Raw genomic sequence first — 19699 nt, 5'->3', positions numbered from 1 at the left:
AACTGGACATGGAAAAGACCATGTCCAGCCTAAATAAGATAAGAATCTTAGAAAATGATGAGCAAAAAAAGACAAATCCCAACTCAAATGAAGCATTTGAGTTGGGGTTTGTCGACAGTCTGGCGTCTGCTAAATTTTTTAGCAGACGATTTTTTATGCCACTAGTTTTAATCCTATGGCAGCAATTAAGACTATTCCAATATAAAATATTCGCTTAAAATTTTTCGATTCTCCGTAAAATATCATACCAATAATCGTTCCTCCTACAACTCCAACCCCTGTCCAAAGGGCATAGGCGGTCCCCATAGGAATCGTTTGCATTGCGATTGATAATAACACTAAACTAGATACAAATGCAAGTATAAAAAAAGTCAGCGGAACCCATATTTTTTTACTTAAATGTATTTGGTTTAGCATCGCAACACCGAAGGCTTCTAATCCACCAGCAAAAATTAATAATAGCCAAGCCACTATGAATTTCCTCCTTGTTTTATATCTTCATCAGTTACTGTTTTTAAGCCAATAACACCATAAAGTAAAATTGCAATGAATAGTAATTTAGACGTTTTAATTGGTTCGTTGAAAAATAATATTTCTATAATTACAGTTCCAGCAGTTCCTAAGCCGACAAAAACGGAATAGACTGTTCCTGCAGGTAAAATACTGCTTGATTTGATTAATAAATAATTACTGATAACTATTGCAATGATGGTACCTGACCATGTCCAAAAATTATAGGCATGTGCTAATCCGATAACCCAAAAAACTTCAAAAATGGCGGCAATGATGACGATCAACCAATTTCTTTTCATAAAAAACCTCCTAAAAAAATAGCCTAAGAGAATACTGTTTAATAGTATCTCCCAGGCTTTTATCCTTCCGTGACACGGATCGAATTTCGATTCGTGTGTTTTCTTTTGGACCAGACCTACAAAGAGCGGAACCTTTAGAAAACAATTTCTTACAAAAGAAATTATACAACATATTTTAATTCAAAAAAATGAAGAGTTTCGTAATAATTTGCCCTTAAAATAAATTGTTGTAAAATTTTAAAAATAAAAAATAGTGTATTGACTATTTTGTTAAAAATTGTTAACATTCAGATATAACGAAAATATAAACTGACGTAAAAAATCCGTCATACGAATTATTGTAATAGGGAAGGGGGGAACTTTCTTGAATGGGAAAATTTATGATGTAACAATAATCGGTGGAGGTCCTGTTGGACTCTTTGCAGCATTTTATGGTGGCATGCGTCAATTAAAAGTAAAAATTATTGAAAGTCTGCCACAGCTCGGAGGGCAATTAACAGCACTTTATCCAGATAAATATATTTATGATGTTGCAGGTTTTCCAAAAATAAAGGCACAGGAACTTGTTGATCAATTAATAAATCAAGCCTTTCAATTTAACCATGAGGTCGTTCTTGGAGAAAAAGTGGAAACTTTGACGAAATTAGTAGATGGTATCTTCCAATTAGAGACAGATAAAAATGTTCATCTTTCAAGAACCGTTCTCATTACTGCAGGTGTTGGTGCATTTCAACCTCGGAAATTAAATATCCAAGGTGCAGAAAAATATGAAAATAATAACTTACATTATTATGTAAAAGAAGTTAAACGTTTTCATAATAAAAATGTATGTATTCTTGGTGGTGGAGATTCTGCTGTAGATTGGGCATTGATGCTAGAACCGGTTGCAAAAAGTGTTTCAATTATCCACAGGAGAAATGAGTTCCGTGCACATGAATCATCAGTAGAGCAATTAAAGAACGCTGATATCTGTATTTACACGCCTTATGTAGTCTCCAATGTATGTGGAAATGATTCAGAAATTGAGTCTATTGAGATTAAACATATAAAAACGGAAGAGAAAATGAAAGTAGAATTGGATGAACTGATTTGTAATTATGGTTTTATTTCATCTCTTGGTCCAATAAAAAATTGGGGGATAGAAATTGATAAAAATTCTATTGTAACAGACTCTACGATGCAAACAAGTGTTGAAGGAGTATATGCAGCAGGAGACATTGTTACTTATAATGGTAAGGTCAAGTTAATTGCAACCGGATTCGGTGATGCTGCAACGGCTATTAGCAGTATAAAAGCATATATTAATCCAAATGCAAGAAAACAACCACAACATAGTACAAGTATTTTTGAAAAAATAGTGGTGTCTTAAGAGAGGGATAGAATATGGCCTATGTGATAACATCTCCATGTCGACATGAAATGTCAGCAGAATGTGTTGAAGTATGTCCCGTTGATGCAATTCATGAGGGAGAAGATATGTACTATATTGACCCGGATATATGTATTGATTGTGCAGCTTGTGAAGCTGTTTGTCCAGTCCAAGCCATCTATTATGAAGAAGATGTACCTGAACATGATCAGGAATATATTCAAAGAAATAAACAATTCTTCTTAAAAAATTCATAAAACTAGTATACATCTTTTTAAATTTATATGTTGGTGGTGAACAAAGGGTGTTATATCAAGAAGAAATCGAAACAATGTCAAGGAAGAAATTAGAAGAGCTACAATTAAAAAGATTACAAGATACGGTTAAACGGGTATATAGGAATGTTCCTTTTTATCAGAAGAAATTGTTAGAGCAAGGAATAACACCAGATGATGTTCAAACATTAACGGATATAAAGAAATTGCCGTTCACCAAAAAGACTGATTTACGTGCTAATTATCCATTTGGACTATTAGCCGTCTCGATGAAAGAAGTAATTCGAATACACTCTTCCAGTGGCACAAGTGGCAAGCCAACAACAGTAGCCTACACGAAAAATGATATCAACCATTGGGCAGAAATAATGGCACGGTGTATTGCCGCATGCGGTGGGGAACCCGGAGGCATTTTACACAATGCCTATGGATATGGTTTGTTTACAGGTGGATTAGGAATCCATTATGGATCGGAAAAGTTAGGAATGGCAACTGTACCGGTATCTGCTGGAAATACGGAACGTCAAGTTATGTTAATTGAAGACTATAAACCAACAGTTATCACAGCTACTCCTTCCTATTTATTAAACATTATTGAAACAATGGATAAGTTAGGTATAGACCCGCAAAATACAAGTTTGCAATATGGAATTTTAGGTGCAGAATCTTGGTCGCAAGAAATTAGAACACATATTGAGGAACGATTAAATATTAAGGCTATGGATATTTATGGATTGAGCGAAGTGATGGGACCTGGTGTTGGTATTGAATGTAAAGAGGTACAAAATGGTCTGCACATTGCAGAAGATCATTTTCTTGTAGAAATAATTGATCCGGAGTCGTTGGAGCCCGTTCCTGATGGTGAAGAAGGAGAACTTGTATTTACGAGTTTAACAAAAGAAGCTATGCCGGTAATTCGTTACCGGACTGGTGATATTGCCTCCATAATACCAGACCCGTGTCAATGTGGACGTACTCATAAAAGAATTTCCCGCATTAAAGGACGGGTAGATGATATGCTGATTATCCGTGGTGTGAATGTTTTTCCATCCGAAATAGAAAGCGCTTTATTACAATTTGAAGAACTAGTTCCGCACTATCAACTTATTATTTCGCGTGAAGGTGCGCTTGATAAAGTAACATTAAAAGTAGAAATAAATGAAAAAATATATAAAAGCATTAATCAAAATTTAGAACACGACAAAATAAAACATCTTACCGCAAGAATTTATCGGAAGATTAAGAATAGTTGTTTGATTTCGGTTGAAACTCTGGTTGAATCTCCTGGATCAATTCCTAGGTCTGAAGGAAAAGCGATTCGGGTTTTAAAATTAAATGAAAAACATGTAAAAATATAAAATCATTATTTAAAGGGGTGCTTTTTCGATGGTTAATGTAGCCTCTTTTGAGAATCTCACGGATCAAGAAAAATATGCACACTTTATGGAACGAATTAATAAAGGTGAGAAAATTGAAGCTGAAGATTGGATGCCCGATGATTACAGAATGAATTTAATCAAATTAATTTCTATGCATGGAATTAGTGAAATTATGGGAGCGCTACCAGAAAAAGAATGGGTCCCAAAAGCTCCAACATTACATCGTAAATTAGCCATTATGGCAAAGGTTCAAGATGAAATGGGACACGGTCAATTATTATTACGTGTTGCAGAAGATTTAATGAAACCGTTAGGAAAAAATAGGGAAGATATAATGCAAGATTTATTTACAAAACGTTTAAAGTTTCATAATGTTTTCCATATGCCAGCACCCACTTGGGCTGATGCTGCAATTATTGCTTGGCTTGTAGATGGTGCAGCCATTTTAACGCAAACAATGTTATTAAAAACTTCCTATGGTCCCTATGGCAGAGCGTTAAAGCGAATCTGTCAGGAAGAATCATTCCATGCAAAACATGGTGAAAGTCTTGTATTAGCTTTAGCATCAGGTACAACATATCAAAAGAAAATGTTGCAAGAGGCACTAAATCGTTGGTGGGAATCATTGTTAGTGTTCTTTGGGCCAAAATCTGCAAAAGTAGTTGGACATTCTAAAGTCGATATCAATATTAAATATAAAATTCGTTCAAAAACCAATGAGGAACTACGTCAAGAATTCTTAACAAAATATGTTCCAAAAATTAAGAAATTAGGATTAATAATTCCAGATGAAACTTTGCGTTTTGATGAGGAAAAAGGTGAATGGGTTTATCAAGAACCTGACTGGAAAAAATTCAAAGAAATTACAAAAGGAAACGGTCCTATGACGGATAACCGTTTAGCTTTAAGAAGGGAATCCTATGAAAATACGAAGTGGGTCCGAGAAGCTTTAACTCATGTTAAGGACAAAAAAATTCTAGTTGGATAAGATGTACCCTAAGAAAATAAAAGAGAAAGATTGCCTTATCAACTTTCATTAAAGTAATACGGAATGAGGTGAATCTCAATGGTAAAAGAGTTCTATCAAGAATATGAAGTCTTCAGTCGTAGAAGGAGCGACTTAAGCCTTGAACATCGTTTCAGTATTCTTGCCCCAAATTTAGAAATGGCTTATGTGTTGGCAAAGGAAAATTTTTTTAGAAGAGAGCAAATCCATGATTTATGGGTCGTCAAACGCTCGGATATTCGTAAGATGACTGAAGAAGAAAGAGAAGCTTTTAAACGTTTAGATAATAAACATTATCGAGAAACAAAAGGATATGCTGATCTTCCGTCAAAGTGGAGAAAATTGGAAGCGATGAATACTGGTGGTGAAGTGCAATGAAAAAAAATGAATCTTTGCGGGAGTTACTTTATCAGTTAGCGGATGATAATTTTATTCATGCTTTTCGTGGATCCGAATGGTTAGGCTTAGTACCACATATTGAGGAAGATGTCGCTTACTCTTCAATAAGTCAAGATACAATGGGTCATGCATATATGTTTTATCAGTTACTTGAGGATCTTGGTGAAGGAAACCTTAATCAAATCGCCCACGGTCGTAAACCGGAACAATTCCGAAATGCGATTATCCTTGAAGAAAAAAACGGACCGGGATCATATTTGGAAAAACCAGATTACGATTGGGCTTTCACCGTAGTCAGAAATTTATTATACAGTCATTTTAAAACAATTCAACTTGAATCTTTGAAACAATCAAGCTATGAACCACTTTCGATTGTATCTCGAAAAATCCAATCGGAACAATATTATCATTTAATGCATTGGGAAACTTGGTTTACACAATTAATGCTAAGTACGGAAGTTGCCAGAACAAAAATGGAAGATGCCATCAAGCGTATATGGAAGGACTTAGGTGGTCTCATCTCGTTAGGAAATTATGGGGATGAAATTTCTGCTAATCAATATATTGATTCAGAGCAAAAACTGGAAACAAGGTTTTTAGAAAGTATTGAAAAGGTGTTTAAGAAAGTTGAATTTACAATAGATGAAAACCCAGGAATGTTACGTGGAAATGGAAGGAATGGGGAACATACTGAAGATTTAAAACAAGCAATCGAAACGTTAAGTGAAGTTTATCTTTCAGATTTGGAAGCGGCTTCTTGGTAAGAGTGTGTTATATATGAAGCCTGTTCGAAAGGGAGGTGCCGATATGCCGTCAAAAACAATTGCATTAAAAAAAGAAATTATGGACATCCTCCAAAACGTCAAAGATCCTGAAATAAAGCCGATTAGTATCGTAGAACTTGGAATGGTTGAAGATATTGAGATTACTGAAAACACGATACATGTAAAATTATTACCAACCTTTACCGGTTGCCCAGCACTAGATTTGATTAAAGAAAATATTAAAAATGAAGTAAAAGATGCACTATCGTCACTAGATAACAAGTTTCATGTAGATGTCAAATATTGCTACCATCCACCTTGGACTACGAAACGTATTAGCAAGGAAGGTAGAAAGAAATTAAAAAAGTTTGGTATTGCAACACCTTCTCCGGATCATAATCCTGGAGATCCGTGGGAAATTGAATGTCCATACTGTAATTCAACCAATATTACAATGGAAAATATTTTTGGACCAGCAGCATGCCGAAGTATTTTATATTGCAGGCAATGTAGAAATCCATTTGAAGCCATGAAACCAATAGCTTAAAAAAGGAAAGGATGATTTTTATGGTAAAACTAATTGCACTTTACAAACAACCTAAGGATCCAAAGGCGTTCGATGAACACTATTATAATGTACATGTACCAATTACGGAAAAAATTCCAGGATTACGCAAAGTGGAAATTACAAAAATTGTTGGGTCACCAACTGGTAAAAGCGAATATTACTTGTTGTGTGAAATGTACTATGATGATCATCAATCATTAAAAGAAGCCATGAAAACTGATGAAGCAAAAGCATCTGGGAAAGATTTAATGTCCTTTGCAGGAGATCTTGTAACAATGATGATAGGTGAGGAAGTTGAGTAATTATCAGTATATTTTCACTGAAATTGATGACGCTGTTGGCAAAATTATTCTGAATCGGCCTGAAGTGCTTAATGCGTTAAACAGGCCGATGATTACAGAATTAGTCAATGCACTTGAAACCTTTAATAAGAACGAAAATATAAAGGTGATATTATTAACTGCTAATGGAAGATCATTTGCGGCTGGTGCAGATATAAAAGAAATGAAAGAAGATGATCCGATTTATTTAGAAAAGTTGGATCAGTTTGCAGAATGGGACCGTATGTCATTGATTAAAAAACCAATTATCGCTGCCGTGCAAGGTTATGCTGTTGGTGGTGGATTTGAACTTGTATTAAGCTGTGATATCGTATTTGCTGCAGAAAATGCGAAATTTGGTTTTCCAGAAGTAAATTTGGGTGTGATGCCAGGGGCTGGAGGTACCGTGAAATTAACGAAAACAATTGGACCAAGAAAAGCTTTAGAGTGGTTATGGACTGGTGAATATTTCGATGCGAAAAAAGCATATGAATATGGTTTAGTCAATCAAGTACTTCCAGTTGAAGTTCTTTTTGATGAAGCAATGGCATTTGCTAAAAAAGTTGCCACACAGCCGCCACTATCAATCCGCTTAATAAAAGATACAGTTACAAAGGCGGTCGATTTATCTATTTATGAATCTATGCAATATGAAAGGAAAAACTTCTATTTGCTTTTCGCAACAGATGATCAAAAGGAAGGAATGCAAGCTTTTGTTGAAAAGAGACAACCGATATTCAAAGGAAAGTAGGTGGATTCGTTGTATGAAACTATTCTTTATAAAGTGAAAAATAAAGTTGCGTATTTAACACTAAATCGACCTGATAGTCTTAACGCTTTTAATGAAATCATGAATAAAGAAATTGTCCAAGCATTAAAAATTGCTGAAAAAGATCCGAGTGTACGTGCATTAGTGATTCAGGGGGCAGGCAGAGCCTTTTGTTCTGGAGAAGATTTAAAAAGTTTGGACAAAAATATTGATCTAGGTGAAATCATAAAAAAACGATATACTCCAATGTTAAAACAAATAGCTAGTTTCAGTAAACCGATTATTGCTTCTGTTAACGGTGTTGCTGCTGGTGCCGGGTTTAGCCTTGCACTTGCTTGTGATTTCCGAATTGTATCTGATAAAGCAACCTTTATCCAAGCGTTTATTAATATCGGACTTGTTCCAGATACAGGAAATTTATTTTATTTACCTAAACTTGTCGGTTCTGCGAAAGCAATCGAACTATCCATTTTAGGTGAAAAAATTACAGCTGGTGATGCTGAAAAGTACGGACTTGTGACAAAGGTGGTTCCTTTTGATGAATTAGAAAGCGAAACGGAAAATTTTGCTGAAAAACTAGCGAATAAACCGACAAAAGCAATCGAATTAATTAAGAACCTTATTCGAAAAAGTTATGAAACAAGATTAGATGAGTTTTTAGAATATGAAGCCTATAGTCAAAAAATTGCAGGGTCTACAGAGGATTTTAAAGAGGGTGTCCAATCTTTTGTTGAGAAAAGAAAACCAGTGTTCCAAGGACGTTAAAAGGAAATACTGATTAGACCGAAACACCAATTCTATCCATTATGTTTCTTTTAATCTATTAAAACTTTTTTATACGAACCGAAAAAAGATCGGTTCGTATAATCTTTTTAATATATAGGGGCTATATTAGATTAAATTGGAAATAAAATATAAATTATAGTAGAATCAGAATAATGAAAAAAGTAAAATGTTTAAAGTGTTAAAATTATGACAGAAAAATACTAGAAGGATGTTAATTAATGGAAAACATACCAAGTACTCGTTCAATGATTATTACATTGTATGGTGATTATATTCGACATTATGGAAATGAGATTTGGATAGGAAGTTTAATTGAATTGCTTGCAGCTTTCGGTTATAACGAGCAATCTGTAAGAGCAGCCATTTCACGGATGAGTAAACAAAATTGGTTGGAAAGTAGAAAAGAAGGAAATAAAAGTTTCTACTCATTAACTGAATTTGGGAAAAGACGGACGGAAGAAGCCGCTGGAAGAATTTATCAAGTGGAACCCGGTAAATGGGATGGAAAATGGCGGATATTCTTTTATAAAATACCCGAAGAAAGAAGAAAAGTTCGAGATCAACTTAGAAATGAATTAATTTGGAGTGGCTTTGCGCCTTTATCAAACAGTGCATGGATTAGCCCCAACGACTTGAAAGAACAAGTTTATACAATTGTAAAAAAATATGATATCGCTGATAATGTCAATTTTTTTGTTTCAGAAAATATTGGAACGAAATCAAACACACAGATCGTAAGTGAATATTGGGATATAGAGGAAATCAACCGAACATATGAAAAATTTATTAGTCTTTTTAAAGACGGGTATCAAAATGACGAAAGTAAAATTCGTTCAGGTAAGTTAAGTAATCAAAAGTGTTTTGTAAGGAGAGCATTACTCGTTCATGAGTACCGTAAATCTCTCTTTGTCGACCCAGGTCTCCCTAAAGAATTACTTCCTAACAAATGGAAGAAAGAGGAAGCAGTTCATTTATTTCAAAAATATTACCGTATTTTGGAACAACCAGCCAATGAATATTTTGAAGAAGTCTTTTCCAAAGGATATGGTAAAATTACCAAAAATTCTAATATAATGTAAAAAGATTTTCCGGCTTAATGTCAGTTATAAAAAAAATAGGATGTGTTTAGAATGAGAAATTCAATCACAGAAATTTTAAAAATAAAGTATCCCATTATACAAGGTGGTATGGGCAATATAAGTGATCCACTACTTGCAGCAGCGATTTCTAATGCTGGTGGATTAGGTACAATTGGTACAGGAAATTTGCCGATATCTGAAATTTCTAATAAAATAAAGGTGATGATTTCCAATACGACTAAACCATGCTGTGTAAATATCCCTATATCGGTACATCCATGTACAAAATTAGTTGCTGAAGAAGTGATTGCTCATCGTGTTCCGGTTGTTTCTCTTTCAGCTGGAAATCCTTCTGATTTAATTGGAATGTTTCATGAACATAATATAAAAGTTATTTGTGTAACTTCAACAGTTAGACAAGCCAAAAAAGCGGAAATACTAGGCGCTGATCTAATTGTTTGTGAAGGGTACGAAGCGGCAGGAATTAATTCACCAAATGAAAGTACTACAATGACATTAATACCTCAGGTGGCTAAAGAAGTTTCCATCCCAATTGTTGCAGCTGGTGGAATAGCTGATGGAAAAGGATTTGCAGCCGCAATAGCACTAGGTGCATCAGGAGTACAACTAGGAACTCGTTTTGTCGCTACTAAAGAAGCAAATTTCCATCCAAATTATAAAAAATCGATATTAAAAGCAAATGATGAGTCAACTGTCATAGTTGGAAGAAGTTTCAAACAGGTTAGAAGAATATTAAAAAATCATTATGCAGAAAGCTTACTAAATTTAGAGAATAAAAGAGGTAGTATTGAAGAATATAAAGAAAAAACAAGTGAAGAACGTCATTATATTGGTACAGTTGAAGGAAATGATCGAGAAGGATTTATGACAGGCGGTCAAATTGCAGGTTTAATTGAAGACCTCCCGACTGTTGCAGAAGTAATGGAAAATATGATCAATGAAGCAAAAGATATTTTAAATCCTAACTATTTTAACTTGTCTTTGAAGTTGATTTAAATTGGCTTACATACTAAAGAGTTTTTATGAAGTGAAGATAACCTACAAAAATTTGGATATGTATAGGAGGTTGTGATGATTAAAAAATATAAAACTACAGATCTTGTAAAAGCTGCCAACAATGGTGCCGCCCCTCCAAACTGTGATATAACATTACAAATAATTCCTGCCTATGCTAAAGATGGAATTGCAAAGGGAATTTGGAATGTTGATGAAAAGTTTATCAATGGTAACGGTGTCGTTATGGGAGGATATATTGCTTCTGCTGCTGATACAATAATGGCATATGCAATTTCATCAAAATTAAAAGAAAATCAATCTTTTGCATCCATTAATTTAAATACTACTTTTCATCGACCAGTGACTACTGGAACCGTTGAAGTAAAAGCAAAAGTTGAAAGAATAGGGAAAACAGTTGCCTACTTATCAGCAGAAATTATACAAAATGATAAAATAGTTGGAAATGCAGTATCATCAATCATGATTATTGATAACTAAACATTAACATAACAAACCTAAAAGCAGTTGTAATCTTTATAATTAAGGAGATGATTTTATTTTTTTTAATAGAGGTGAGAGTATGGATGAGACAGATATAAAATTATTAAAAATTTTGCAAGAAGACGGGAGGATTACGTTAAGTGAACTGTCCAAAAAATTGGCTCTAAGTAGACCAAGTGTAACGGAAAGGTTAAATCGACTAAAAGAAAAAGGAATTATAAACAAAATTTCAGCAACCGTTTCACCAGAAAAAATTGGCAGAAATATTTTGTTGTATATTCATGTAAGCGAATTAAGCGTTTCTTATAGTCATTTTGAAAAAATGACAGCTGAGCACCCAGACATTTTTGAATGTCATCGTTTGACTGGTGAAATGCATTATTTGTTAAAAGCAGCTGTGAAAGATATGGACCATTTAAATAAACTAATTGATTATTTAATAAAGTTCGGAATCATCCATACTTCAATTGTATTGAAATCTCCTGTATCCAATAAAAAAATCCTCCCAATTGATGAAAATTCCCCATGGCCTTTTGAAGAATAATTCTTCAAAAATTTTTTTATGACAAATGTGAAAGCTTAAACAATTTAGCTCACTTCTGAATCTTCTATACTGTTAACAGATAATGCTATTCATTTATTACTGAATATTCAAAATGAATTAAATTATTTTTCATTTTATTCTGATTGAATACGAAAAACTAAATTTTCTTTCGTTTTGTTATTCAAAATATTTCGTATATTCTTTATAATAGGTAACGAATGTTAGCAGCTTAAGATAAAACAATTTTGAAAGCGCTTAAATAAAAAGGGGGTATGATTATGGAAAATAGAGATCAATGGACATCCAGGCTAGGATTTATATTTGCAGCAGCGGGATCAGCGATCGGACTTGGTGCCATTTGGAAATTTCCGTATGTAGCTGGAACTAGTGGGGGAGGAGCATTCTTACTTATTTTCATTTTATTTACTGTTTTAGTTGGTTTACCACTTTTACTTGGTGAATTTATTATTGGTAGAACAACACAAAAAGATGCCATTGAATCCTTTAAAGAACTTGCTCCAAATAGTTCATGGCATTTGATTGGCAGACTAGGTATGGTTACATGTTTCATTTTACTTTCTTTTTATAGTGTTGTAGGCGGCTGGATTATCTTATATATCATTAAGGGAATTACTGGTGGACTAAGTGGGCTAACAAATGAACAATATCAAGAAGTATTTGGCCAAACAATATCTGATCCGCTGATTTCCATATCGGGTCATTTAATTTTTATGCTTATCACCATTTTTGTTGTTTCTAAAGGGATTGCTGAAGGTATAGAAAAGGCAAATAAAATAATGATACCTGGCCTATTTATTTTGTTATTAATTGTTATCCTTCGTTCTGTTACATTAGATGGTTCACATGTAGGAATTGAGTTTTTCTTTAAACCAGACATTTCGAATATGACATCTGAAACTTTACTTTTTGCTATGGGTCAATCTTTTTTTACACTCAGTGTTGGTGTATCTGTCATGATTACATATAGTTCTTACGTATCAAAGAAGGAAAGTCTACCTGCATCAGCAATTTCGATTGTTATTATGAATATTTTTGTTGCGTTATTAGCTGGTTTAGCTATTTTCCCTGCGGTCTTTTCTTTTGGACTACAACCTGACCAAGGACCAGTATTAATTTTTAACGTTTTACCTTTTGTCTTTGATCAAATTCCATTCGGTATCATATTTTTAGTTGCGTTTTTTATTTTGTTTTTGTTTGCGGCATTAACATCTGCTTTTTCCATGTTGGAAATAATTGTAGCTGTATTTTCTAAAGGTGATAAAACAAAACGAATGAAATTTTCATGGATTATTGGATTGTTAATATTTCTTGTTGGAATACCATCAGGCTTATCTTTCGGCGTATTAAGTGACATCACATTGTTTGATAAAATCATTTTTGATAATGCAGATTACTTAGTCAGTAATATTCTAATGCCACTTGGTGCATTGTTAATTAGCATTTTTATCCCATTAAAAATTTCGAAAGAAAGATTACTTGAAGAAATATCCAGTGGTTCATCTATTGGTAAGAAAATTTTTGCATCTTGGTATTTATTATTAAAATATTTAGTACCAATCGCGATTATCATCGTTTATTTAGATTTAATCGGCATTATTTAAATATAAAAATAAACAGAACTACGATTGTATATTTCTGAATATCAATAAAATTCATTATTGATTTAGTTACTTATGATTTTAAAGAGGTGTTTAATATGAAAATGATAGAAAAAGAATCATTGTTGAATGACTTTCTATTTTTTAACCTCATAGCAGAACATGAACAAGTTGTTTTTTGCAATGATCCGGATACAGGACTAAAAGCAATTATCGCCATTCACAATACAACACTTGGACCAGCATTAGGTGGTTGTCGGATGTATCCTTATTCTAGTGTGGAGGAAGCCTTAAAAGATGTACTTCGTTTATCAAAGGGAATGACTTATAAGTGTGCAGCTGCAGATCTAGATTTTGGAGGAGGAAAAGCTGTAATTATTGGTGATCCGGAAAAGGATAAATCTCCAGAACTTTTCAGAGCTTTTGGTCAGTTTGTTGAATCGTTAGGCGGAAGATTTTATACAGGGACAGATATGGGGACCACAATGGAGGATTTTGTTCAGGCCTATAAAGAGACAAATTATATTGTCGGTTTGCCAGAAAGTTATGGAGGTGGTGGAGACTCATCTATTCCTACTGCAATGGGTATTATATATGGTTTGAAAGCAGTAAATAAGACTCTATTTGGAAATGAAAGTCTTGGTGGTGTTACTTATGCCATTCAAGGTTTAGGGAAAGTTGGATTTAAAGTAGCTGAAAACTTGTTAGAAGAAGGAGCACATTTAATTGTTTCTGATGTTAATATGAATCGTTTAAAGGAAATTGAGGAAAAAGCAAATTCATTAAATGGGCGCATCAAGATTGTAAGTAATGAGGAAATATTTTCTCAAAATGCCGATATATTCGTTCCATGTGCAATAGGAGGAATTATTAACGATCAAACGATTGATCAATTAAAAGTCCAGGCAGTTGCTGGTTCTGCGAACAACCAATTATTAACTGAAGAACATGCATTGAAGTTATTTGATAAAGGGATTCTGTATGCACCAGATTATATTATAAATTCTGGAGGATTAATTCAGGTAGCCGATGAACTTTATAACATTAATAAAGAACGTGTCCTTGAGAAAACAAAACGTATATACGATACACTTATTGACGTGTTTCAACAGTCTGAACGTAATAACATTACAACACTTGAAGCAGCAAATTTTATGTGTGAACAAAGAATACTTTCAGCAAGAAATCGAAACAACTTTTTTAACCATTCTGTGAGACCAAAATGGAATATACTTAATTAATCAGGTAGGGAGGGTTTCAAATGAATCCACAATTTTCTTTGAAAAAAATCATTGACGATGAAGGCAATTTACTTGAGTCTTCATATAAAAGTGAAATAACAGATCAACTTACGAAGCGCTTTTATTATCATATGTATCGCATTCGATTGTTCGATAGAAAATCAATAAGCTTGCAACGACAAGGAAGAATAGGTACTTATCCTCCTTTTGAAGGTCAAGAAGCTGCCCAAGTTGGAAGCGCTTTAGCTTTAGATGAAAATGATTGGATGTTACCAACATATAGAGACCATGGTGCAACTCTAACTTTTGGATTTGATATGACGAAAACATTACTCTATTGGAAAGGGCGCGTAGAAGGGTGTGTTCCGCCGGAGGGAAAACGAATTTTTCCACCAGCTGTTCCTATTGCAACACAAATACCTCATGCGGCAGGGGTTGCTTGGGCAGAAAAATTGAAAGGTACCAAAAATGCTGTAATTGTTTACTTTGGAGATGGAGCAACATCTGAAGGAGATTTTCATGAAGGTTTGAACTTTGCGAGTGTATTAAAAGCTCCTGTTGTATTCTTTAATCAAAATAATGGGTATGCGATTTCTGTTCCAATCTCTAAACAAATGAATTCCCAAACGATTGCACAAAAAGCCGTTGCTTATGGTATACCTGGAATTCGTATCGATGGAAATGATTGTTTTGCCGTTTATTTTAATGTGAAAAATGCTCTTTATTCTGCGAGAGCTGGTAACGGACCTACATTAATTGAAGCAGTAACTTGGCGGAAAGGTGCACATACAACTGCAGATGATCCAACAAGATATCGGTCAGATGAACAAGGAAACAGTATTGTTGACCCTTTAATACGTCTCGAGCGTTTTATGAAGAAATACGGATTTTGGGAGCAAGATTGGTTTACTGAAATCGATGAAAAAATCAAACAAGAAATTGAATCATCTGTTGAAGCCATGGAAAGTTATCCAGATCCAAATGTCAATGATTTATTTGATCATGTATTTGCCGTATTACCAGACCAGTTAATGGAACAGAAAAAAAGTGTTCTCGAACAATTAAGGAGGGAATCTTATGGCACTTCAAATGGATAATTTGTTCGAACAAGTTGAGAGAGAAACTACCGAAAATTTAACGATTTTAGGCGCAATTAACCATGGTTTGAAAACTTTATTAGAAATGGATGAACGCATTCTTGTGTTAGGAGAAGATGTTGGAAAAAACGGTGGAGTCTTCCGAGCGACCGATGGATTGCAAAAACGTTTTGGAGAAGAACGTGTTGTGGATACACCGTTAGCAGAATCTGGCATTATAGGCACATCTGTTGGTTTAGCGGTAAATGGTTTCAAGCCGATTGCTGAAATTCAATTTTTAGGATTTATTTATCCAGCTTATGATCAAATTATGACACACGTATCCCGAATGCGGCAAAGAACTATGGGGAAATTGACTGTCCCAATGGTTATACGTGCACCCTATGGAGCAGGGGTTCGGTCACCGGAAATCCATTCGGACAGTTCTGAAGCCCTTTTTACACATATGCCTGGTATAAAGGTGGTTTGTCCTTCTACCCCATATGATGCAAAAGGGTTATTAATTGCGGCTGCAGAAGATCCAGATCCAGTCTTAATTTTAGAACCGATGAAGATTTATCGAGCAAAACGTGCCGAGGTTCCGGTTGGGTATTATAAAGTTGATTTAGGAAAAGGCCGAATTGTAAGAAAGGGAGACGATGTTACATTAATTGCTTGGGGAGCAATGATTCCTGTCGTGGAGAAAGCAGCTGAGGAAGCAAAGAAACAAGGTATAAGTTGTGAAATTATTGATTTACGAACTCTATATCCAATTGATCGGGATATGATTGCCGAATCCGTCCAAAAAACAGGCAGGGCCGTCATCGTTCATGAAGCATATGCTACAGGAGGACTCGGAAATGATATTGTCTCCATAATTAATGATACATCATTTTTATATCTACGTGCACCAATTGAAAGAGTGACAGGATTTGATGTACCGGTTCCATTATTCGCATTAGAAGAGCATTTCCTGCCAACACCACGGCGTGTTTTAGATGGCATTCTTAAAGTTGTTCATTTCTAAATCATATTGAATAGTTTCATAGGTTCATATAAAAAGATGAAGTACTAGTAGTATATAAATTTTACCCTTGAATTGATTTAGGGAAGGGGGAAAAGTGATGATAGCGGTAAAGTTGCATGATATTGGTGAAGGAATGACAGAAGGGGAAATTTTAAAATATTATGTTAAACCAGGTGACTATGTTAAAGCTGATCAGCCACTCTTAGAAGTACAAACCGATAAAATGGTAGCTGAATTACCTGCACCGACAGAAGGTACGGTTAAAGAAATTATCATTAAAGAAGGAACAACAGTAGAAGTTGGAACAACGTTACTTTATATAGAGGCCAAAAAAAAGGAAATTCAAAACAAACAAGTAGTGTCTGTTGCGAATGAAAAAATAAAGACAGAGATTAAGGAAATGGTACCTTTTGAACAAAAACAAATCTTTTACACGCCGCATCGACGGGTGTTAGCAACACCATATACTAGAAAAATTGCACGCGATAACAATATTAATATTGAAGAAGTCCCAGCGTCTGATCCATCAGGAAGGGTGACAGAAGAGGATGTTTATCGTTATATTGAACAAAAAAGAAACTCAACAAAAACAATACCACAAAAAACGAAATCACTTTCTAATGAGGAAACTATACAACAAACAAGTCTAATAGAAGAAATCGCCTTGAATCCTATTCGGAAAAAAATCTCTAAAAAAATGACGAAATCAATTTTTACAATTCCCCATGTGACTTCGTTTGACGAAATTAACATGACAAAATTAATGAACATGCGAAAGGAATTAAAAGACTCAGGTTATTCAATTAGTGTAGCTGCATTTTTAATAAAAGCTCTTGTCATTGCATTAAAAGATTTTCCAGTATTTAATGCTGAATTGGATGATAAAAACGAAAAGCTTCATGTGAAAAAATACTACAATATTGGTATAGCAGTGGATACAACGGAAGGCTTACTTGTGCCTGTAATTCATAACGCAGATAAAAAGTCAATTCAATTCATTCATGATGAGATCAAACGTTTAAATGAACAGGCAAGAAATGGAAAATTAAAGATAGATGATATGAAAGATAGTACTTTTACTGTTAGTAATGTTGGTCCTCTAGGAAGTACTGGTGCTACACCAATAATTAATTATCCTGAAACGGCACTGATTGCATTTCATAAAACCAAAAAGATGCCGATCGTTTCTAAGAATGATGAAATTATAGTAGCTCAGATGATGAATGTATCATTATCTTTTGACCATCGTGTTGCCGATGGAGCTACAGCAGTAAATTTCATTAATCGATTTAAAGAATTAGTTGAAGAACCGAATATACTCTTACTGGAGTTGATATGAATGGTAGTTGGAGAAATTTGTCAAGAACGGGATTTAATTATTATTGGGGGAGGACCAGGTGGTTATACGGCAGCCATTCGAGCTGCACAATTAGGTATTAACGTAACATTAATTGAAAAAGATAAAATGGGTGGAATTTGTTTAAACAAAGCATGTATTCCATCGAAATTATATGCTTACACTGGAAAGAAAAAAGTTGAAATGAGACATCTCGAGAATTTAGGCTTTCCAAAAATCGATAACTTTAGTGATTTAACCCCTATATTAAATTATAAAGAAAAAATCTCAAAAACTTTACAAAGGGGAATTCAATCACTTTGTAAAGGGAATCAAATCGAAGTCATTACAGGAAAAGCAACATTTTTATCTAAAAACCGTATTGGCGTTGAAAATAGACACCAGTTTGATATTTTTGAATTTAAACAAGCAATTATTGCAACGGGAAGTATACCTAAAATGCAAAAGGGGATCGCGAACACTCAAAACCGCATGTTTCTTTCCCATGAAATATTTAATTTAAATGAAGTACCAGAGCATTTAATCGTGTATGGAAATGACTATATTGCTTTAGAAGTTGCTACAACGTTTCATGCGTTAGGAGCCAAAATCACAATTTTGTGGGAAAACAGTGAACTTCCTTTCGATCGTTCAATAAATAAAGAATTCTTACGAATTTTTAAGAAGAAAAAAATACAATGGATTAATTCAGTTTCGCTACAAACGGTTGAAGAAAAAGATGATCGTTTAATACTTACGATAAGTATTGGTAGTGAAGTTTCGGAAATTACAGGAACCCATTTATTCATCTCTGGTACTCGCTTACCAAACATAAAAGAACTTGGTCTTGAACGAATCGGTATGGAGTTTTTGAAAGAAGGTTTTATTAAAATAAATAAGAACCTAGAAACTTCGATTCCGAATATTTATGCAATCGGTGATGTAACCGGAACACCTTTTTTAGCAGTGAAAGCTATTAAGCAAGGAAAAGTCATTGCGGAACGATTAGCGGGGTGTAATTCTGAAGTTGATTTGACATTTTTACCAGAAATTGCTCATACTATACCACCGATGGCATCGGTAGGGTTATCTGAAGATGATGCGAAACGTGCGTATAAAGATATCCGTACAAATCAATTTTCACTTGCATCAAATGGATATTCAATGATTACTGGAGAAAAAGATGGTTTTATAAAAATTATTTCCGATGCAGAAAAGGACATCATTCTGGGTATACACATGATTGGCGATGGGGCAGTAGAACTATCGAGTACTTTCGTCCAGTTATTAGAAATGGCAGCAAAAGAAGAAGATGTGAAATTTCCTTTATATGCACATCCTAGTATGAATGAAGGATTATTAGAAGCTGTTGAAGGGTTGGTCGGCCTATCGATCCACACCATACCAAAACGAAATAAAAAAAATGAACCAATCCAATTATCATAGTTGAATCTCTCCCCTGTAATAACAGTATTCTGTATTATTAGGGGAGTTTTTTTATTTTTAGAACAATAAAAAACTTTAATATTTTACAACAATAAAGTTGACAATTATTAAAGTATCCTATAAATTTATTATAACTAAATAATAAGATTATTTTAAAATTTATATAGAATGGTGGATGCTCATGTAAAGAGGTATGTGTAACAAGATTGGATTATTTACAAACATTACTTTTCCTTTCCTGTTCCAGGACTTTGGATATAATGCTGGTTTTTGTTGCTGAAAAAATCACATATCTTTTTTTCATGAGTTCGCACTTAAACTTATTTAATTTGTATCACAAGATTCGAAGAACTCAGTTGAATTGAG

General features: G+C 34.1%; 22 protein-coding genes and 1 riboswitch. Of the genes, 20 read left to right on the top strand and 2 right to left on the bottom strand.

Annotated elements, in window-relative coordinates; translation table 11 throughout:
- Positions 1 to 153 precede the first annotated feature (153 nt).
- Both OEV82_RS10170 and OEV82_RS10165 read right to left on the bottom strand, forming a co-directional pair.
- A complete protein-coding gene (locus tag OEV82_RS10170; RefSeq protein ID WP_317634312.1) occupies positions 154 to 471 on the bottom strand; it encodes a DMT family transporter in 318 nt (105 codons plus the stop codon).
- On the bottom strand, positions 471 to 812 hold the full coding sequence (locus OEV82_RS10165) for a DMT family transporter (protein ID WP_173657716.1): 342 nt from the start codon (positions 810 to 812) through the stop codon (positions 471 to 473). Before OEV82_RS10165 ends, OEV82_RS10170 begins: the two co-directional genes overlap by 1 nt.
- Positions 813 to 858: 46 nt before the next feature.
- A riboswitch (guanidine-I (ykkC/yxkD leader) is annotated at positions 859 to 961 on the bottom strand.
- A 215-nt stretch (positions 962 to 1176) separates the two neighbouring features.
- On the opposite strand from OEV82_RS10165, the gene OEV82_RS10160 reads away from it, so the two are divergent.
- From OEV82_RS10160 to OEV82_RS10065, 20 genes are all read left to right on the top strand, one after another.
- On the top strand, positions 1177 to 2181 hold the full coding sequence (locus OEV82_RS10160; RefSeq protein ID WP_263061805.1) for an NAD(P)/FAD-dependent oxidoreductase: 1005 nt from the start codon (positions 1177 to 1179) through the stop codon (positions 2179 to 2181).
- A gap of 14 nt (positions 2182 to 2195) precedes the next feature.
- Positions 2196 to 2438, top strand: coding sequence for an indolepyruvate ferredoxin oxidoreductase subunit alpha (locus tag OEV82_RS10155; protein ID WP_173657718.1), 243 nt, complete (start codon positions 2196 to 2198; stop codon positions 2436 to 2438).
- A 47-nt stretch (positions 2439 to 2485) separates the two neighbouring features.
- Positions 2486 to 3814, top strand: coding sequence for a phenylacetate--CoA ligase family protein (locus tag OEV82_RS10150; protein ID WP_263061804.1), 1329 nt, complete (start codon positions 2486 to 2488; stop codon positions 3812 to 3814).
- Positions 3815 to 3842: 28 nt separating this feature from the next.
- Positions 3843 to 4823 (top strand): 1,2-phenylacetyl-CoA epoxidase subunit PaaA, encoded by a 981-nt coding sequence (gene paaA / locus OEV82_RS10145; protein WP_263061803.1) that lies wholly within the window; start codon positions 3843 to 3845, stop codon positions 4821 to 4823.
- A 78-nt stretch (positions 4824 to 4901) separates the two neighbouring features.
- Positions 4902 to 5219: a 1,2-phenylacetyl-CoA epoxidase subunit PaaB gene (gene paaB, locus OEV82_RS10140; protein ID WP_173657720.1), complete on the top strand. Its 318-nt coding sequence runs from the start codon at positions 4902 to 4904 to the stop codon at positions 5217 to 5219.
- Positions 5216 to 6004, top strand: coding sequence for a 1,2-phenylacetyl-CoA epoxidase subunit PaaC (gene paaC, locus OEV82_RS10135; protein WP_263061802.1), 789 nt, complete (start codon positions 5216 to 5218; stop codon positions 6002 to 6004). Before paaB ends, paaC begins: the two co-directional genes overlap by 4 nt.
- A 43-nt stretch (positions 6005 to 6047) precedes the next feature.
- Positions 6048 to 6551, top strand: a complete 504-nt coding sequence (gene paaD, locus OEV82_RS10130; protein WP_263061801.1) for a 1,2-phenylacetyl-CoA epoxidase subunit PaaD — start codon at positions 6048 to 6050, stop codon at positions 6549 to 6551.
- A gap of 20 nt (positions 6552 to 6571) precedes the next feature.
- Positions 6572 to 6874: an EthD family reductase gene (locus tag OEV82_RS10125; RefSeq protein ID WP_173657723.1), complete on the top strand. Its 303-nt coding sequence runs from the start codon at positions 6572 to 6574 to the stop codon at positions 6872 to 6874.
- Entirely contained in the window at positions 6867 to 7643 is a 777-nt protein-coding gene (locus tag OEV82_RS10120) for an enoyl-CoA hydratase/isomerase family protein (protein ID WP_263061800.1), read from the top strand. The genes OEV82_RS10125 and OEV82_RS10120 overlap by 8 nt, the downstream gene beginning before the upstream one ends.
- Positions 7644 to 7652: 9 nt before the next feature.
- The gene (locus OEV82_RS10115; protein ID WP_263061799.1) at positions 7653 to 8426 is read left to right on the top strand and encodes an enoyl-CoA hydratase-related protein; all 774 of its coding nucleotides are present in this window, start codon (positions 7653 to 7655) and stop codon (positions 8424 to 8426) included.
- Between the two features lie 239 nt (positions 8427 to 8665).
- On the top strand, positions 8666 to 9526 hold the full coding sequence (gene paaX, locus OEV82_RS10110; RefSeq protein WP_263061798.1) for a phenylacetic acid degradation operon negative regulatory protein PaaX: 861 nt from the start codon (positions 8666 to 8668) through the stop codon (positions 9524 to 9526).
- Positions 9527 to 9577: 51 nt separating this feature from the next.
- Positions 9578 to 10543 (top strand): NAD(P)H-dependent flavin oxidoreductase, encoded by a 966-nt coding sequence (locus OEV82_RS10105; RefSeq protein WP_263061797.1) that lies wholly within the window; start codon positions 9578 to 9580, stop codon positions 10541 to 10543.
- A gap of 75 nt (positions 10544 to 10618) precedes the next feature.
- Positions 10619 to 11041 (top strand): PaaI family thioesterase, encoded by a 423-nt coding sequence (locus tag OEV82_RS10100; protein ID WP_173657728.1) that lies wholly within the window; start codon positions 10619 to 10621, stop codon positions 11039 to 11041.
- An 82-nt stretch (positions 11042 to 11123) separates the two neighbouring features.
- Positions 11124 to 11588, top strand: a complete 465-nt coding sequence (locus tag OEV82_RS10095) for an Lrp/AsnC family transcriptional regulator (protein WP_173657729.1) — start codon at positions 11124 to 11126, stop codon at positions 11586 to 11588.
- A 278-nt stretch (positions 11589 to 11866) separates the two neighbouring features.
- Positions 11867 to 13210, top strand: coding sequence for a sodium-dependent transporter (locus tag OEV82_RS10090; RefSeq protein WP_263061796.1), 1344 nt, complete (start codon positions 11867 to 11869; stop codon positions 13208 to 13210).
- A gap of 95 nt (positions 13211 to 13305) precedes the next feature.
- The gene (locus OEV82_RS10085) at positions 13306 to 14448 is read left to right on the top strand and encodes a Leu/Phe/Val dehydrogenase (RefSeq protein ID WP_263061795.1); all 1143 of its coding nucleotides are present in this window, start codon (positions 13306 to 13308) and stop codon (positions 14446 to 14448) included.
- Between the two features lie 20 nt (positions 14449 to 14468).
- Entirely contained in the window at positions 14469 to 15545 is a 1077-nt protein-coding gene (pdhA, locus tag OEV82_RS10080) for a pyruvate dehydrogenase (acetyl-transferring) E1 component subunit alpha (RefSeq protein ID WP_263061794.1), read from the top strand.
- The gene (locus OEV82_RS10075) at positions 15526 to 16551 is read left to right on the top strand and encodes an alpha-ketoacid dehydrogenase subunit beta (protein WP_263061793.1); all 1026 of its coding nucleotides are present in this window, start codon (positions 15526 to 15528) and stop codon (positions 16549 to 16551) included. Before pdhA ends, OEV82_RS10075 begins: the two co-directional genes overlap by 20 nt.
- A 97-nt stretch (positions 16552 to 16648) precedes the next feature.
- Positions 16649 to 17890 carry a dihydrolipoamide acetyltransferase family protein gene (locus OEV82_RS10070; RefSeq protein WP_263061792.1) on the top strand — a complete coding sequence of 414 codons (1242 nt, stop codon included), beginning with the start codon at positions 16649 to 16651 and terminating at the stop codon, positions 17888 to 17890.
- Positions 17891 to 19333, top strand: a complete 1443-nt coding sequence (locus OEV82_RS10065; protein ID WP_263061791.1) for a dihydrolipoyl dehydrogenase family protein — start codon at positions 17891 to 17893, stop codon at positions 19331 to 19333.
- Positions 19334 to 19699 lie beyond the last annotated feature (366 nt).

The sequence above is a fragment of the Pallidibacillus thermolactis genome (genome assembly GCF_025660415.1).
Lineage (GTDB): Bacteria > Bacillota > Bacilli > Bacillales > Caldibacillaceae > Pallidibacillus > Pallidibacillus thermolactis.
The sequence above is the reverse complement of the archived record's forward strand: the minus strand, read 5'-3'. Positions and strand labels throughout refer to the sequence as shown.

Coding starts and splice junctions, on each gene's coding strand:
- OEV82_RS10165 (WP_173657716.1), bottom strand. CDS start 812: ATGAAAAGAAATTGGTTGATCGTCATCATTGCCGCCATTTTTGAAGTT.
- OEV82_RS10155 (WP_173657718.1), top strand. CDS start 2,196: ATGGCCTATGTGATAACATCTCCATGTCGACATGAAATGTCAGCAGAA.
- paaA (WP_263061803.1), top strand. CDS start 3,843: ATGGTTAATGTAGCCTCTTTTGAGAATCTCACGGATCAAGAAAAATAT.
- paaB (WP_173657720.1), top strand. CDS start 4,902: ATGGTAAAAGAGTTCTATCAAGAATATGAAGTCTTCAGTCGTAGAAGG.
- paaC (WP_263061802.1), top strand. CDS start 5,216: ATGAAAAAAAATGAATCTTTGCGGGAGTTACTTTATCAGTTAGCGGAT.
- paaD (WP_263061801.1), top strand. CDS start 6,048: ATGCCGTCAAAAACAATTGCATTAAAAAAAGAAATTATGGACATCCTC.
- OEV82_RS10125 (WP_173657723.1), top strand. CDS start 6,572: ATGGTAAAACTAATTGCACTTTACAAACAACCTAAGGATCCAAAGGCG.
- paaX (WP_263061798.1), top strand. CDS start 8,666: ATGGAAAACATACCAAGTACTCGTTCAATGATTATTACATTGTATGGT.
- OEV82_RS10105 (WP_263061797.1), top strand. CDS start 9,578: ATGAGAAATTCAATCACAGAAATTTTAAAAATAAAGTATCCCATTATA.
- OEV82_RS10100 (WP_173657728.1), top strand. CDS start 10,619: ATGATTAAAAAATATAAAACTACAGATCTTGTAAAAGCTGCCAACAAT.
- OEV82_RS10095 (WP_173657729.1), top strand. CDS start 11,124: ATGGATGAGACAGATATAAAATTATTAAAAATTTTGCAAGAAGACGGG.
- OEV82_RS10090 (WP_263061796.1), top strand. CDS start 11,867: ATGGAAAATAGAGATCAATGGACATCCAGGCTAGGATTTATATTTGCA.
- OEV82_RS10085 (WP_263061795.1), top strand. CDS start 13,306: ATGAAAATGATAGAAAAAGAATCATTGTTGAATGACTTTCTATTTTTT.
- pdhA (WP_263061794.1), top strand. CDS start 14,469: ATGAATCCACAATTTTCTTTGAAAAAAATCATTGACGATGAAGGCAAT.
- OEV82_RS10075 (WP_263061793.1), top strand. CDS start 15,526: ATGGCACTTCAAATGGATAATTTGTTCGAACAAGTTGAGAGAGAAACT.
- OEV82_RS10070 (WP_263061792.1), top strand. CDS start 16,649: ATGATAGCGGTAAAGTTGCATGATATTGGTGAAGGAATGACAGAAGGG.
- OEV82_RS10065 (WP_263061791.1), top strand. CDS start 17,891: ATGGTAGTTGGAGAAATTTGTCAAGAACGGGATTTAATTATTATTGGG.